A 12,944-nucleotide genomic window follows, 5' to 3' on the forward strand; every position below is an offset into this window, starting at 1 on the left:
GCCCGGGCCCGGGCGTTCACCGCGGAGGCCCTCGGGGACTGGTCCTGGTCGGCCCCGCCCGACCCGGACCTCGCCGAGGACGTCGTACTGCTGGTCGCCGAACTGGTCGGCAACGCGATGCTGCACGCCGGCGGCCCACTCGAACTCGTCCTGGACGCGACGCCCGAGCGGCTGCGGATCGAGGTCTCCGACGCCTCCGAGATCCTGCCGACGCTCCGCACCCCGCACCTGCCCGGCCTGCCCGGCGGCCACGGCCTGTACATCGTGCAGCGCACCGCCGACCGCTGGGGCGCGGACCGGCACGCCCAGGGCAAGTCCATCTGGGCCGAGATCGACGCCACCCGGCTGCTCGCCTGAGCATCCGGGCGCCCGCTCTTCCGGGCACCTGAGCGCCCGAGCGTCCCGAGTTCGAACGTCCCAAGTCCGGACATCCGAGCATCCGAGCATCCGAGCATCCGAGCATCCGAGCATCCGGAACGGCGTACCACGGAGGCCGGTCCCCCACCCCGGGGACCGGCCTCCGTCGTCGTGCTCCGCGCCCGCCTGGGAGCGCTCGCCGCCCGTTCAGCGGGTGCGGGCCCGGCTGTGGGCGCGGTTGCGGTTGAAGTTGCGCCGGCGGCGCAGCATGCCGCGCCGTTCCTCCTCGGTGCAGCCGCCCCACACGCCGTAGCGTTCGCGGGCGGCCAGCGCGTGCAGCAGGCAGCGTTCGCGGACGGGGCAGCGGGCGCAGACGGCCTTGGCGGCGCGGTCGCGGTCCTCGTGGGCCTGGCCGCGTTCCCCGGCGGGGTGGAAGAACAGCTGGGAGTCGGCGGCGCGGCAGGCGCCGTTGAGCTGCCAGTCCCACTCCTCCTCCAGGGCGCCGGGCAGGTGGGAGATCACGGTCATCGGGTGCTCCTTCCGTCGGACAGTCGGATCAGCGGTTGGACGGACCATCGGATGTCCTGTCCGTCTAACCGGGATCCAGCGGGCGAAGCACTCCGGCGGGCGCCGTTCAGTCGTTCTCGGCCTCCGGCGGCGAGGAGGCCGGGACGGCGAACTCGGGGCCGTCCTCCGGGGTCTTCTCGCTCTCGTCCGGCGGCGGCGAGCCCTCCGCGGTCATCCGGGCCTCGGGGGTCTCGGTGGGTGGCCACTCGTCGGCCGGCGCGTCCTGGTGGGTCCCGTGCGTGTGGTGCGACATCGTGCCTCCACGGCCTCGTCTCGGCCCCCTGTCCTCCATCCTGGTCCCCGTGCCGTCCGGCCGCCGCCCGACCGCCGCCCGACCGGCGCGGCGTCCGGTGGAACGTCCGGGACCGGCCCGGCTGGCGGGTCCGGCGCGCACGGGGCACGGTGGACGGGGGGCCGTTGTGCACCGCCGTGAGAGGAGAGGCCCATGTCGTCGAAGCGCCGCCGCAAGAAGAAGGCCCGCGCGAGGCGCGGAGCGAACCACGGCCGCCGGCCCCAGTGCTGACGTCCGGGCGCACCGCACCCACCGCCGACCACTGACGACGCCGGAGCGGCCGTCGTACCGGTACCCAGCCCCGGTGCGGCGGCCGCTCCGCCGCGCTCTCCGCCGCCGTCCCCCTCCGTCTCCTGCCGTCTCCCCCGTCTCCTGCCGCCTGCCGTCGCCTCCCGCCGCGTTCCGCCACGGCTTCCGCGCCGGGGGTCAGCGCGCGCCGCCGCCCGCCGGTACGGACGGCCGGGCCCTGGCGCGGGCCGTCGCGGCGGCGCGGATCGGGGACAGGCCGCACGCCCAGACCATGGCGGCGCCGAGCAGCCGGGCCAGCGGGCGGTCCCACAGGCGGCGCACCGCCCAGGGGCGGCGGATGCCGAGCGCGCGGCGGGCCCAGCCGGGCAGCAGGCCGGTCGCCGCGTTGGTGAGGATCCGGACGGCGAGGCGTTCGCGCCCGGTGCGGCCGAAGTCGCGCAGCAGGGCGACGGCCTCCAGCGCCTCGGGGGTGGTCCGCAGGGCGCCGCGCACCCCGGCCAGGTAGCGGGCAAGCGCGGCGCGGCTGAGCGGTACGCCGTCCGCGCCCAGGAGTTGGCCGGTCTGCGCGGCCTCGGCGAAGTAGTCGTCGCACTGCCGGGCGCTCAACCTCCGCTTTCCGGCGAAGACTTGGTAGCCGGCCAGGAAGCAGGCCACTTCGGCGGTGTGCACCCAGCAGAGCAGGTCGGGGTCGTCGGCTCGGTACGGGCGGCCCTCGGCGTCGCGGCCGCGGACGTAGCCGTGGACGCGGCGGACGCCGGAAATCGCGGCCTCGGCGGCGGCGGAGGAGCCGAGCGTGGTGGTGGAGACGAAGCGGGCGGTGCGGTGCAGCCGGCCGACCGGGTCGGTGCGGTAGTCGGAGTGCTCGGCGACGGCGCGCATCGCCACGGGGTGCAGGGACTGGAGCATCAGCGCGGCGAACCCGCCGACCAGCATCCCGGCGGGGTGGCCGTGCACCCGCCACACCACGCTGTCCGGCCCGAACAGCCCGGGGTCGCCGGGCGGGCGGTCGTAGCGCTCCAGGTGCAGATCGGCGCCGTGCACCGTGGAGTTGATCTCCCGCAGCAGGCGCAGCCGCAGCACCTCGGCGGGCCGTCGCCACCCGCCGCCCCTACCCCCGCCCCTTCCGGCTCCCCCGCCCCTTCCGGTTTCTCCGGCTCCTCCGATGCTCCCGGCGCCGTCCGCCGTCCGTCCGTCCGACATCCCCAACCGCCGTTCCCGGTCCGCTGCGGGCCGCCCCGGCCCCTTGCCGCCCACCCTACGTCGGGGCCGTAACGGGGGAACCCGGCGGTCGGGGTGGGACGGAAAAGGGGCTGACAGTCCGGCGGTCGGCGGCTACGATCGCCGCGATGACTACTCACGGATTGGAGGTCCCGTCCTTCCGAAGTGCGTGCTGATGGCCGACACTTCCCTCCTGGACGAGGACACCCGTAACAGTTTCTGGTCGCGCGTGCGGCGCTTCGCCGTCCCCCCGGCCATGATCGAGACCGCCACCGCCCGCCGTTCACTGGGCGATTGGGGCGGAGCCTGCGCAGCAGCCGGATTCGATCCGGCGTTCGAGCTGCGCGCCGTCACCCGCGCGTACGGAGCCGAGCTGACCGGGCGGCTCCGGGCCGACCTGCAGCACCTGGCCCCCGACCTGCTGCGCTGGCACCTGCCGCGGACCGCCCCGGACGGGGTGCTGCGTCCCGGGCTGACGCTGACCCTGGCACGCTACCCGCGCGACGGGGGCGGGGCGCCGCTGCACCTGGTGGCCCGCACCGCGCCGGGCTGCGCGGCGGCGGGCCAGCGCGTCGCACTGGCGCTGTGGGACGCCGACGACCGCCCGGCCTCCGGGCGGCCCCGGCCGCGCCCCGACCCGCGCTTCCGCCTCGACCTGCACCGGCACCTCTGGGACGCCCGGCGGTCCGCCGAACTCGCCGACCGCACAGCCGATCTGACGGACCGTCAATTGGCCGAACCGGTCTGGGATTTCGAAGCCTCCCTGGTCCGCGCGGCGGACGGCCTGCCCGCGGACGCCCCCGTCGCGGTACGGCTCGCCCACCGGCGGCACCTGCTGCTCGGCGGCCCACCGGCCGCACCGCCGCCGCGGGCCCGGCACCGGACGCCCGGCCTCGCCGTCCTGCCGGACGCGGCGACCTGGACGCCGCCGGATCTGCTGCTGCTGCACGCCGGGCTGATCGGGCCGGACGGGCTGCACCCGCTGGTGGCCGCCGCGCTCGCCCCCGAGCACCACCCCGCCGTTCTCGAACGAGCCGGTACGGGAGGGCCGTTGACGGTGCGGTGCCGTGGCGCGGCGCACCGGATCGCCGTGGTCGACGGGGTGCTCGTCCCGCTCGACCACGACCCGGAGCAGCTGCGGCGCGAAGAGCTGCTGGCCGCGTTCGGCGGGCCGCCGCTGCCGTGCCTGCGGGCGATCGACCGCGCGCACCGGCAGCCGGCGGACCTGGACGGTGTCCGGCAGCGGCTGTTGCACGGCGACCGCGCCGGGGCGCTGGCCGCGGTACGCCAACTGCTCGGCCCCCGGGCCGTGTTGCGGGACGGGCCGCTGGCCGAGGCGTTGGATTCCGACGCCCGGCGGCGCCTGGTGCACAGCCTGCACGCGGCCGGTCTCGAGCCCGAGCGCAGCCGCTACGACACCGCTCCCGTCCGGCCGTCGGGCGACCCGCGCCCCAACGGGCGGCGGCACCGCGCCTCCTCCCGCTCCGCCGGGCACCAGCGCGGCTGGTGGGGCTGACACCCCGCTCCGGCCCGCCCCTGCCCGTTCCCGCAGCGCCCGCCCCCGCACCGCCCACCCCGTACCTTCCGTCACCCGTCTTCCGACCCAAGGTGGATCACCCTTGCCTTCTTCCGTCACACCCCGGTCCGTTTCTCCGCTTTCCTCCCGACTCGCCGTCGCCGAACGGCTGTTGGACCTCCTGAAGGAGTCCAGTACCGAGCCCCGCCAGGACCTCCGGATCGAGGCGCTGACCCTCGCCGTCGCCGCCGATCTGCCCGTACTGCTGTGGGGGGAGCCCGGCATCGGGAAGACCGCCGCGCTGAACCGGCTCGCGGCCGAACTCGACCTGCCGCTCACCACGGTGATCGCCAGCGTGCACGAGCCGTCCGACTTCTCCGGCCTGCCGGTGATCGGCGACGACCCGGCCGCGCAGGGCGTGCCGCTGGCGCCGCCGGACTGGGCGGTGCGGCTGGTCCGGCAGGGCCGCGGGCTGCTGTTCCTCGACGAACTGTCCACCGCCCCGCCCGCGGTGCAGGCCGCGCTGCTGCGGCTGGTGCTGGAACGGCGGATCGGTTCCCTCCAACTCCCGCCGGGGGTGCGGATCGTGGCGGCGGCGAACCCGCGCGCCTCGGCCGCCGACGGCTGGGAGCTGAGCCCGCCGCTGGCCAACCGCTTCGTGCACCTGGACTGGGTGCACGACGCCGAGGTGGTGGTGCGCGGCCTGGGCGGGGTGTGGCCGCGCGCCGAACTGCCCCGGCTGGATCCCGAACGGCTGCCCGCCGCGGTCGAGTTCGCCCGCCGCGCGGTGTGCGGGCTGCTCACCGTCCGGCCCGAGCTGACCCACCGGCTGCCGTCCGCCGAGACCCGGCGCGGCAAGGCGTGGCCGTCGCCGCGCAGTTGGGAGATGACCGTGCGGCTGCTGGCGTTCGGTTCGGCGGCCGGTTCCTCCCGGGAGGTGCTGTCGCTGCTGGTGCGCGGCACCGTCGGCGACGGTCCGGGGCTCGAACTGCTGGCCGCCGTCGACCGGATGGACCTGCCCGCGCCCGAGGACCTGCTCGCCGACCCGTCCGCCGCCGTGCTGCCCGAACGCGGCGACCTGCGGCAGGCCGTGCTGGACGGGGTGGTGGCCGCCGTCCGCTCCCGGCCGACCCGCGAACGGTGGGACTCCGCCTGGGCGTTGATGGCCCGAGCGCTGGAGAGCTGCCCGCCGGACGTGCTGGTGGTGCCGGTGACCACGCTCGCCTCGCTGCGCCAGGACGCCTGGGAGGTACCGGAGTTGATCCACCGCTTCGCCGGCGCGCTGCAGGTCGTGCGGCGGGCCGAGCGGGCGGCGGCCCGCGTCCCGGCCGGGGCGGGTGGGCGGTGAGCGCCTCCGCCGCCGTGCCGGCGGCCGTCCGGGTGCCGCTGCGGCTGGACACCGAGAAGCTGTTCGCCGCCCGGCTGCAGGCGGTGCGGGCCCGCCCGTACCTGGCGACCGCGCTGTTCGCGATGCACGTGGTGGAGTCACGGCGGGTGCCGACCATGGCGGTGGACCGGCACTGGCGGTGCTACGTCTCGCCCGGATTCGTCGACCGGACCCCGGAGGAGGAGCTGGCCTCGGTCTGGGTGCACGAGGTCTCGCACCTGCTGCGCGACCACGCCCGGCGCGGCGACCTGGCGATGCGCGCGCTGGGCCTGGACGGGCCCGCCGGCCGGCTGCGGGTCAACCTGGCCGCGGACTGCGAGATCAACGACGACGCGTTCGGCGACGGTCTGGTCCGGCCCGCCGCCGCCGTCTACCCGGAAACCCTGGGCCTGGCCGAGGGCGAGTTGATGGAGGACTACCTGCGGCAGTTCACCATCGGCACCAAGCACCAGCACCTGGTGTGGCTGGAGTGCGGCAGCGGCGCGGACGGCCTGGACCGGGAGTGGGAGCTCGGCCCGGACGGCGCGAACGGCCTGGCCGACCACGAACGCGACCTGGTCCGCTTCCGGGTTGCCCAGGGCATCCTGGCCCGGCCCGGCGACACCCCGGCGGGCTGGCGGCGCTGGGCCGAGGAGGCGTTCCACCCGCCGCAGCCCTGGCGGCAGTTGCTCGGCGCGGCGATCCGCTCCACGATCGCCGCGGCGGGCGCCGGGGCGGACTACGGCTACGGCCGCCCGGCCCGCCGCTCGACCAGCCTGCCCCGGGTGGTGCTGCCCTCGCTGCGGCACCGCCCGCCCCGGGTGACGGTGGTCGTCGACACCTCGGGCTCGGTCAGCGACGCCGAACTGGGCACCGCGCTGCTGGAGACCGCGGCGATCCTGCGCGCGGTGGGCGGGCGGCGCGAGCTGGTCTCGGTGGTCTCCTGCGACGCGGCCGCCCGGGCGGTCCGGCAGGCCGCCGACGGGAGCGGGCTGGCGCTCGTCGGCGGGGGCGGCACCGACCTGCGCACCGGCTTCGCCGCCGCCCTGGCGCGGCGCCCCGCCCCCGACGTGCTGGTGGTCCTGACCGACGGCCAGACCCCGTGGCCGAGCGCCGCTCCGCCGTGCCGCACCGTCGTCGGCCTGTTCCCGCGCCACCGCCGGGTGAACGAGGACGAGCCCGACTACGTCCCCGATGATCCGCCGTCCTGGGCGAAGACCGTCACCCTCGGCTGACCCGGCCGCCAAGTGCCTTACTTTCCGAGGGACTTCAGCACGTCGACCTCGCAGCCCGGCGCGAAGGGGTCGAAGCCGTGCCCGGCCAGCCAGCGGACGGCCAGCAGGCTGCGCAGCGCCCACCACCCGCGGATCACGTCGAGGTCGACGCCGGTGCCGTAGCCGGCGAGGAGGTCGCCGAGGTACTCCTCGTGCCCGAGCGCAAAGGTGGCCAGGTCGTACAGGGCGTCGCCGCGCCCGGCCTCGGACCAGTCGATGACACCGGTGACCCGGTCGCCGTCGACGAAGACGTGCGCGATCTGCAGGTCGCCGTGGGTGAACGCCTCGGGCCACGGCCGGAGCGCGGCCTCGGCGACCCGGCGGCCGCGGTCCACCAGCGCGGCGGGCAGGACGCCTTCCGCCACCAACTGCCCGCACTCGTCCTCGAGTTCCGCGGCCAGCACGTCGGTGCTCCGGCCGGCCCGGCCGAGGCGGGGCGGCAGCGGCGCGTCGTGCAGCGCCCGGATCGCGGCGCCCGCCGCGGCCCACCCCGCCGGGCTGCCGGCGGCCGGCCCGCCCAGCCGTCCGAGCGTCGTCCCGGGGAGGGCGGCCAGCGCGAGCACGGGCGGCCGGTACCAGAGGACCTCCGGAACCGGCACCGGCGCCAGGGACATCACCTCGACCTCGGCGTCCAGCCGCGCCCGGTCGGCGTCCACCTTCAGGAACACGTCGCCGACGCGCAGGGTCGCGCGCTCGGAGTGGGCGACGACGACTTCGACCTCATCCATGGGCCGTCCCGTACCCCCGGGTCCGGCCCGTCACACGGGCTCAGCGCCCGTCCGCCACCCGGAAGCGCAGCGCGTCGCCGGGCCGGGCCTGCGCGGCGGCGTCCAGGTCGTCCCGGTGGACCACCGCGATCACCGGGTACCCGCCGGTGACGGGGTGGTCGGCGAGGAACAGGATCGGCCGTCCGGACGGCGGCACCTGGAGTGCGCCGGGCACCATGCCCTCGGAGGGCAGTTCGCCGCCCCGGGCCCGTTCCAGGACGGGGCCCTCCAACCGCATCCCGACCCGGTCGCTCTCGGCGGTCACCGTGTACGGCTCGCCGCACAGGGTGCGCAGCGCGGCGGCGGTGAACCAGTCCTCGCGGGGGCCCGGGACCACCCGCAGCACGGGGCCGGTCCGTTCGCGGTACGGGGCGTGGTCGGCGGCGGGCCAGCCGGTGGCGGCGGCGCCGACGGGCAGCAGCAGGCCGGGGGCGAGTCGTTCGGGTCCGAGCCCGGCGAGGGTGTCGGTGGCGCGCGAGCCCAGCACGGCGGGGACGTCCAGGCCGCCGCGGACGGCGAGGTAGACCCGCAGGCCGCGTCCGGGGGTGCCGATCCGCAGCCGGGCTCCGGCGGGCACCGCCAGCGGGGTGCGGGCGGCGACCGGACGGCCGTCCGCCCAGGCCGGGCAGTCGGCCCCGGCGAGCGCGCAGGTGGCGGCCCGGCCGAACTCCAACTCGACCCCGCCGAGCGGCATTTCGAGCCCGGCGGCACCCTCGGGGTTGCCCACCAGCCGGTTCGCGAGCCGCAACGCGCCCCGGTCGGCGGCCCCCGAACGCCCGACCCCGAGCGCGGCCAGCCCCGGACGCCCCAGGTCCTGCACCGTGGCCCCGTACCCGGCCCGAACCACCAGCACCCCGCCCCGCACACCGGCGGCGCCCCCGCTCACGCCCCGCCCCCCGAGACGCCGCCCCCGGCCTCCCCGGCCTCCCCGACCGCGACGAAGCGCACGGCGGTGCCGGGGCGCAGCCGGGTGGGCGGGTCGGCGGCGGGATCCCACAGCGGGAGGTCGGTGCTGCCGAGCAGTTGCCAACCGCCGGGCGAGGTGCGGGGGTAGACGCCGGTGTACTCGTCGGCGACGGCGACCGCCCCGGCGGGGACGCGGGTGCGGGGTTCGGCCCGGCGCGGCACCCGCAGGCGCGGGTCGAGGCCGGTGAGGTAGGCGAAGCCGGGGGCGAAGCCGCAGAACGCGACGCGGTAGCGGGCCGCGGTGTGGCGTTCGACGACCTGTCGCGGCGTCAGTCCGGCCAGCCGGGCGACCTCGGCGAGGTCGGGGCCGTCGTAGCGGACGGGGATCCGCACCGTCTCGGCGGCCGCGGCGGGCGGTGCCTCGCGCAGCGGCAGCGCGGTGACGGCGGCGCGCAGGCGTTGCCAGTCGGTGGCGGCGGGGTCGTAGCGGAGCAGGACGGTGCGGGCCGCGGGGACGAGTTCGCCGGTGCCGGTGGGCGGGGCGTCGCGGAGGGCGGCGTGCAGCCGTTGGACCTGTTCGGCGTCCTCGGCCTCGATCAGGACGGCGTCGCTGCCGCACCGCAGTACCCGCACCGCTGTCCCCGTCCCGTCCGCCGTCGTTCCCGGCCCGCCGTCGTGCCCGGTCACGGGCCGTCGGCTGCCCAAGGTACCAAGCGGCGGGGCCCGGCCGCGGTCCCCGCCCGCTCGGTGTCGGGGGCCGCGGTCGGGGCGTCCGGCGGTGGCCACGCTCCTCCGCCGGGCGCCGCCCCGGTCAGGCCGGGGTGGCTTCGTGTTCCGGTCCGTAGTCCGGTCCGCGCCCCGACAGGGGAGGCGGCGGCGCGGGCTGCGGTGTGCGGCGCAGCAGTCGGCGGCGCCTGGGCTGGTCGGGGAGCCAGCCGAAGGCGAGGCTGCTGCCGATCAGGCCGAGCAGCATGCCGATGAAGAATCCGCCGAGGTTGGAGGTGACCCAACTGCCGAGGGTGGCGAGGACGGCGAGCAGGGAGTAGAAGACCCGCTGGACGGGGTGGAAGATCAGCAGGAGTCCGCAGAGCACCATCAGGGCGGGGATGACGTAGCCGGCCAGGCCGAGCATGCCGATGCGGATGACCATCCGCATCGGGGCCTTCTCGGTGAACAGGATCTCGGCTCCGGCCAGGACGACCAGCAGGCCGCCCCAGAACGGCCGGCGCCCGCGCCAGCCGGCGAAGCCGCGCGGGGCGGGCTGCTCCGGGGCGGGCTGCTCCGGGGCGGGCGCGGCGGACGGCTCCTGGGCGGACGCGGCAGCCTGCTCAGCGGTGGCATCGGCGGGCCGGGCGGCCGTGGTGTCGGCCGCCCGGTCCGGTGCCGGTCCGGGTTCAGCAGCCATCGCTGCTGAAGCTGAGGTGCATGTTGGGCAGCCGGAAGGTGCCGGCGGTGGTGGCGTAGTTCTGCTGCCGGAAGTGGTCGACGGTGACGGTGTCGCCCTGCTGGCCGAACATGCCGGGCGGGCCCGCCACACCGCCCTTGTCGAAGGTGCTGGCGTCGCGGCCGACCTCCAGGCCCTTGAACTCGGCGTCGCCGCTCATCAGGTCGGAGTCGGTGGTGAGGTTCTCGGCGGTGACGGGGGTGCCCTTGTCGCCGGCGGTGATCAGCAGGTTGATGCCGCCCAGGTTGACGCTCTGGCAGAGCTTGGTGAGCGACGCCTGCTTGACCACGGTCTGGATCAGGAACAGCTGGCCGCCGGTGTCGCCGGCGTTGGGGCTGTTCTCGATCATGTTGTCGAGGGTGCCGAACTGCTCGAACCCGCTGCCGTCCAGCCTGTCGGCGGTGACCTCGAAGGCCATGCCGGAGATGGCGAACTGGGTGGCGAGGACGTTCTGCGCGGTCAGGGTCACCAGGACGCCCGCGGTGACGCAGGCCGGTATCGCCATCAGTGCGGCGCGGCGCAGCCGTACCCGGCCGCGCCCGGTCGGGGTGGCGGCGGGTTGTTCTGCGGAGGGTGCCATGGACAGCTCCAGAGGGTCGGGTGGGGGATCCGCGGCTCGCCGGGTGCGGGCGGGTCTGGCGTGAGCCTGGATCTCCAACTGTGGTGCACGGCAGTGCAGTTGACGATCTTTCTCACAACCGGCGGGCTGACTGGAAGTTACCCCGGGGTACATGGCTGGTCAATACTTCGCGCACCGTCCGGAAATTCCTGAATGCAAGTCAACTTCTGTGACTGGTGGGGCACTTGGATCACCGATCCGACCGAACTCCGCTCACCTTCTTCCCAACTTCCGCTCTCCTCCTTGACGTTGAGCCGGAAAGCCGCCTAGAACTTGGCAGGTACCCGGCGGTAACCACGGCGTCACGGCCGCGCCCCGGGTCGTTCCCGCTCCGGCCCGGCGCGTTTCCCCGTACGGGGGCGCCGCGTTCCCGGTACCACGGACCACTGCGGCGCGACGGTGGCAGTCGTGCGCCCCCCGGTCCGGCCGCTCGTGGCGTCGAGCGCCCCCGTTCCCCGGCTCCGTCCCCCTGCCCCCGCCCCCTGCCGTCAGGAGTGCCCCGCCATGCGCTTCCCTCCCACCACCCCCAAGCGCCGCCGGCTGCTGTCCGCCACCGCCGCCCTGGCCTCGGCCGCGCTGCTGGCGGGCGCCGCCCCGGCCTCCGCCGCCACCGGCACCGCGGCCCCCGGTGCGCCGTACACCGGCATGGGCAACTGTCCGCTCTCCGCGCCCGCCATGCACGACCCGGCCAACCTCCAGGTGGGCTGCCTGGTGTCGGTGACCAACGCCGGGAAGTTCACCCTCGGCAGCACCGTGGTGGCGTTCAACTCGCCGATCACGCTGCAGTTCGGCTTCTACTGGGACAAGTCCGCGCCCGAGGTGGCGTTCCCGGACGGCAGCACCGCCAACCAGTACACCGTGGTGCCGCCCACCGGCGCCCCGCTGCTCAGCGCGCCGATGGTGCAGATCAACATCCCGGGCATCCAGAACTACCTGCCCGGCATCACCAGCGTCTTCGCGCAGGTCGAACTCGCGGGCCCGGTCACCAAGTTCACCCCGCTCGCGACCGGCGAGCCGTACCCGGTGTTCCAGCTGCCGATCAAACTGCACCTGTACAACGCGCTGTTCGGCGGGCACTGCTACGTCGGCTCGGACGCCGCGCCGCTGCTGCTGAAGCCCACCACCGGGGCCACCGGTTCCACCCCGCCGATGACCGGCGACCCGGGCACCCTGGACTACGCCCCGGACCCCAACGGGCACGGCGCGCTGGCCATTTCGGAGACCAACGCCTCGCTGGTCGACAACACCTTCGCGGTGCCCGGCGCCAGCGGGTGCGGCCTGCTCGGCTCACTGAACCAGATCATCAACTGGACGATGGGCCTGCCCGCCGCCCCGGGCAAGGACTCGGTGAGCTTCCAGCAGACCAATGCCTCCTTCGTGCTGGACACCGACATCGCCGACCTCACCGCCGCGCTGAGCGACAGCGCCGCGCACTGACCCGGGCGGCGGCCCACCGGCTCCCGCTCCCCCGGCTCCCGTTCCACCGAAGCCCGTTCCACCGAAGCCCGTTCCACCGAAGCCCGTTCCACCGGCCCCGCCCCACCGGGGCCGCTCCCCCACCGACCCGTGCCGCCGCCCCGTCCCCAGCGCGGGGCCGGCACGCGCTCCGGCGGCCTCGCCGGAGCAGCTCCGTCCGCCCCACCCACCGGAAGGAACGAACCCTCATGCGCAACCGCACCTTCGCGGGCGTCGCCGCCCTCGCCACCGCCGGGGCCCTGCTCGCCCTGCCCGCCGTCCCGGCCGACGCGGCCGGCACCACCCCGGTGCTGACCATCGCCGGCACCGGCGCCGCCGTCGGGGTCGGCGACAGCCTGTCCGCGAACCTGGTGAGCGGCACCCTGGCCACCATGTACAACCCGGGCACCACCACCGGCGTCAAGTGCACCGCCTCCACCATCGGCGGCAGCGTGAGCAGCAACCCGCTCGCCACCGGCTCCGCCACCGCGTCCGGCCCGGTCGGCACCCTGACCTTCTCCGGCTGCACCTCCAACGTGGTCGGCGTCAGCGGCGTGAACAGCCTGACCATGAGCAACCTGCCCTACACCCTGAGCATCTCCGACTCCGCCGGGTTCCCGGTCACCCTCAGCGGCTCCATCCAGGCGGTCGTCAACCTCAAGACCCTGGCCGGCAACGCCCTGTGCACCTACTCCTCCACCGGCGGCGCCCTCAACGGCAACGCCACCAACTCCCCGGCGCAGATCACCATGGCCAACCAGGGCTTCACCAAGCTGACCGGTCCGAGCATCTGCTTCGCCGCCATCAGCTTCTCGGCCGCCTACGGCCCGGTCACCGACACCACCCTCGGCGGCACGGTCTTCGTCAACTGACGCTCCACCGAAGCCCGTCCGGGCGCCGCGCCCACCCCCACG

The 12,944-nt window shown here is 75.8% G+C and carries 14 protein-coding genes; 6 read left to right on the forward strand and 8 right to left on the reverse strand.

The genetic code is table 11. The features are described from left to right. The coding region (locus ACFUEL_RS22520) for an ATP-binding protein (protein WP_380238361.1) at positions 1-357 on the forward strand (357 nt) is incomplete at its 5' end. A gap of 207 nt (positions 358-564) precedes the next feature. Here ACFUEL_RS22520 and ACFUEL_RS22525 read toward each other — a convergent pair. The 3 genes from ACFUEL_RS22525 to ACFUEL_RS22535 all read right to left on the reverse strand — a co-directional run bounded on the left by ACFUEL_RS22525 (position 565) and on the right by ACFUEL_RS22535 (position 2,545). Continuing rightward, a complete protein-coding gene (locus ACFUEL_RS22525; RefSeq protein WP_380238363.1) occupies positions 565-885 on the reverse strand; it encodes a WhiB family transcriptional regulator in 321 nt (106 codons plus the stop codon). Between the two features lie 106 nt (positions 886-991). After that, entirely contained in the window at positions 992-1,177 is a 186-nt protein-coding gene (locus ACFUEL_RS22530; RefSeq protein ID WP_380238365.1) for a hypothetical protein, read from the reverse strand. A 465-nt stretch (positions 1,178-1,642) separates the two neighbouring features. Next, on the reverse strand, positions 1,643-2,545 hold the full coding sequence (locus ACFUEL_RS22535) for an oxygenase MpaB family protein (RefSeq protein ID WP_380238367.1): 903 nt from the start codon (positions 2,543-2,545) through the stop codon (positions 1,643-1,645). 313 nt (positions 2,546-2,858) lie between these two features. On the opposite strand from ACFUEL_RS22535, the gene ACFUEL_RS22540 reads away from it, so the two are divergent. From ACFUEL_RS22540 to ACFUEL_RS22550, 3 genes are all read left to right on the forward strand, one after another. Further along, entirely contained in the window at positions 2,859-4,199 is a 1,341-nt protein-coding gene (locus tag ACFUEL_RS22540; protein ID WP_380238369.1) for a hypothetical protein, read from the forward strand. Between the two features lie 103 nt (positions 4,200-4,302). Next, positions 4,303-5,547: an AAA family ATPase gene (locus tag ACFUEL_RS22545; RefSeq protein WP_380238371.1), complete on the forward strand. Its 1,245-nt coding sequence runs from the start codon at positions 4,303-4,305 to the stop codon at positions 5,545-5,547. Next, positions 5,544-6,800: a VWA-like domain-containing protein gene (locus ACFUEL_RS22550; protein WP_380238373.1), complete on the forward strand. Its 1,257-nt coding sequence runs from the start codon at positions 5,544-5,546 to the stop codon at positions 6,798-6,800. Before ACFUEL_RS22545 ends, ACFUEL_RS22550 begins: the two co-directional genes overlap by 4 nt. Positions 6,801-6,817: 17 nt before the next feature. Here the strand turns inward: ACFUEL_RS22550 and ACFUEL_RS22555 are convergent, their stop codons facing one another. The 5 genes from ACFUEL_RS22555 to ACFUEL_RS22575 form a co-directional block, all read right to left on the reverse strand. After that, the gene (locus ACFUEL_RS22555; RefSeq protein ID WP_380238375.1) at positions 6,818-7,567 is read right to left on the reverse strand and encodes a phosphotransferase family protein; all 750 of its coding nucleotides are present in this window, start codon (positions 7,565-7,567) and stop codon (positions 6,818-6,820) included. Between the two features lie 40 nt (positions 7,568-7,607). Beyond that, on the reverse strand, positions 7,608-8,471 hold the full coding sequence (locus tag ACFUEL_RS22560; RefSeq protein WP_380238387.1) for a biotin-dependent carboxyltransferase family protein: 864 nt from the start codon (positions 8,469-8,471) through the stop codon (positions 7,608-7,610). Positions 8,472-8,488: 17 nt separating this feature from the next. Then, positions 8,489-9,145, reverse strand: a complete 657-nt coding sequence (gene pxpB / locus ACFUEL_RS22565; RefSeq protein WP_380238377.1) for a 5-oxoprolinase subunit PxpB — start codon at positions 9,143-9,145, stop codon at positions 8,489-8,491. Positions 9,146-9,323: 178 nt separating this feature from the next. After that, positions 9,324-9,917, reverse strand: coding sequence for a DUF6114 domain-containing protein (locus ACFUEL_RS22570; RefSeq protein ID WP_380238379.1), 594 nt, complete (start codon positions 9,915-9,917; stop codon positions 9,324-9,326). Continuing rightward, positions 9,907-10,536, reverse strand: coding sequence for a DUF6230 family protein (locus ACFUEL_RS22575; protein ID WP_380238381.1), 630 nt, complete (start codon positions 10,534-10,536; stop codon positions 9,907-9,909). Before ACFUEL_RS22575 ends, ACFUEL_RS22570 begins: the two co-directional genes overlap by 11 nt. Positions 10,537-11,079: 543 nt before the next feature. Between ACFUEL_RS22575 and ACFUEL_RS22580 the strand changes: the two genes are divergently transcribed. Continuing rightward, positions 11,080-12,012: a hypothetical protein gene (locus ACFUEL_RS22580; RefSeq protein ID WP_380238383.1), complete on the forward strand. Its 933-nt coding sequence runs from the start codon at positions 11,080-11,082 to the stop codon at positions 12,010-12,012. A 227-nt stretch (positions 12,013-12,239) separates the two neighbouring features. Continuing rightward, positions 12,240-12,902 carry a Tat pathway signal sequence domain protein gene (locus ACFUEL_RS22585; protein WP_380238385.1) on the forward strand — a complete coding sequence of 221 codons (663 nt, stop codon included), beginning with the start codon at positions 12,240-12,242 and terminating at the stop codon, positions 12,900-12,902. The last annotated feature ends 42 nt before the right edge of the window (positions 12,903-12,944 follow it).

The organism is Kitasatospora sp. NPDC057198, assembly GCF_042670125.1.
Classification (GTDB): Bacteria; Actinomycetota; Actinomycetes; order Streptomycetales; family Streptomycetaceae; genus Kitasatospora.

Bases quoted from the DNA above. Each gene is read 5' to 3' on its own strand.
- ACFUEL_RS22525 (WP_380238363.1), bottom strand. From the start codon at position 885: ATGACCGTGATCTCCCACCTGCCCGGCGCCCTGGAGGAGGAGTGGGAC.
- ACFUEL_RS22530 (WP_380238365.1), bottom strand. From the start codon at position 1,177: ATGTCGCACCACACGCACGGGACCCACCAGGACGCGCCGGCCGACGAG.
- ACFUEL_RS22540 (WP_380238369.1), top strand. From the start codon at position 2,859: ATGGCCGACACTTCCCTCCTGGACGAGGACACCCGTAACAGTTTCTGG.
- ACFUEL_RS22555 (WP_380238375.1), bottom strand. From the start codon at position 7,567: ATGGATGAGGTCGAAGTCGTCGTCGCCCACTCCGAGCGCGCGACCCTG.
- ACFUEL_RS22570 (WP_380238379.1), bottom strand. From the start codon at position 9,917: ATGGCTGCTGAACCCGGACCGGCACCGGACCGGGCGGCCGACACCACG.
- ACFUEL_RS22575 (WP_380238381.1), bottom strand. From the start codon at position 10,536: ATGGCACCCTCCGCAGAACAACCCGCCGCCACCCCGACCGGGCGCGGC.
- ACFUEL_RS22580 (WP_380238383.1), top strand. From the start codon at position 11,080: ATGCGCTTCCCTCCCACCACCCCCAAGCGCCGCCGGCTGCTGTCCGCC.
- ACFUEL_RS22585 (WP_380238385.1), top strand. From the start codon at position 12,240: ATGCGCAACCGCACCTTCGCGGGCGTCGCCGCCCTCGCCACCGCCGGG.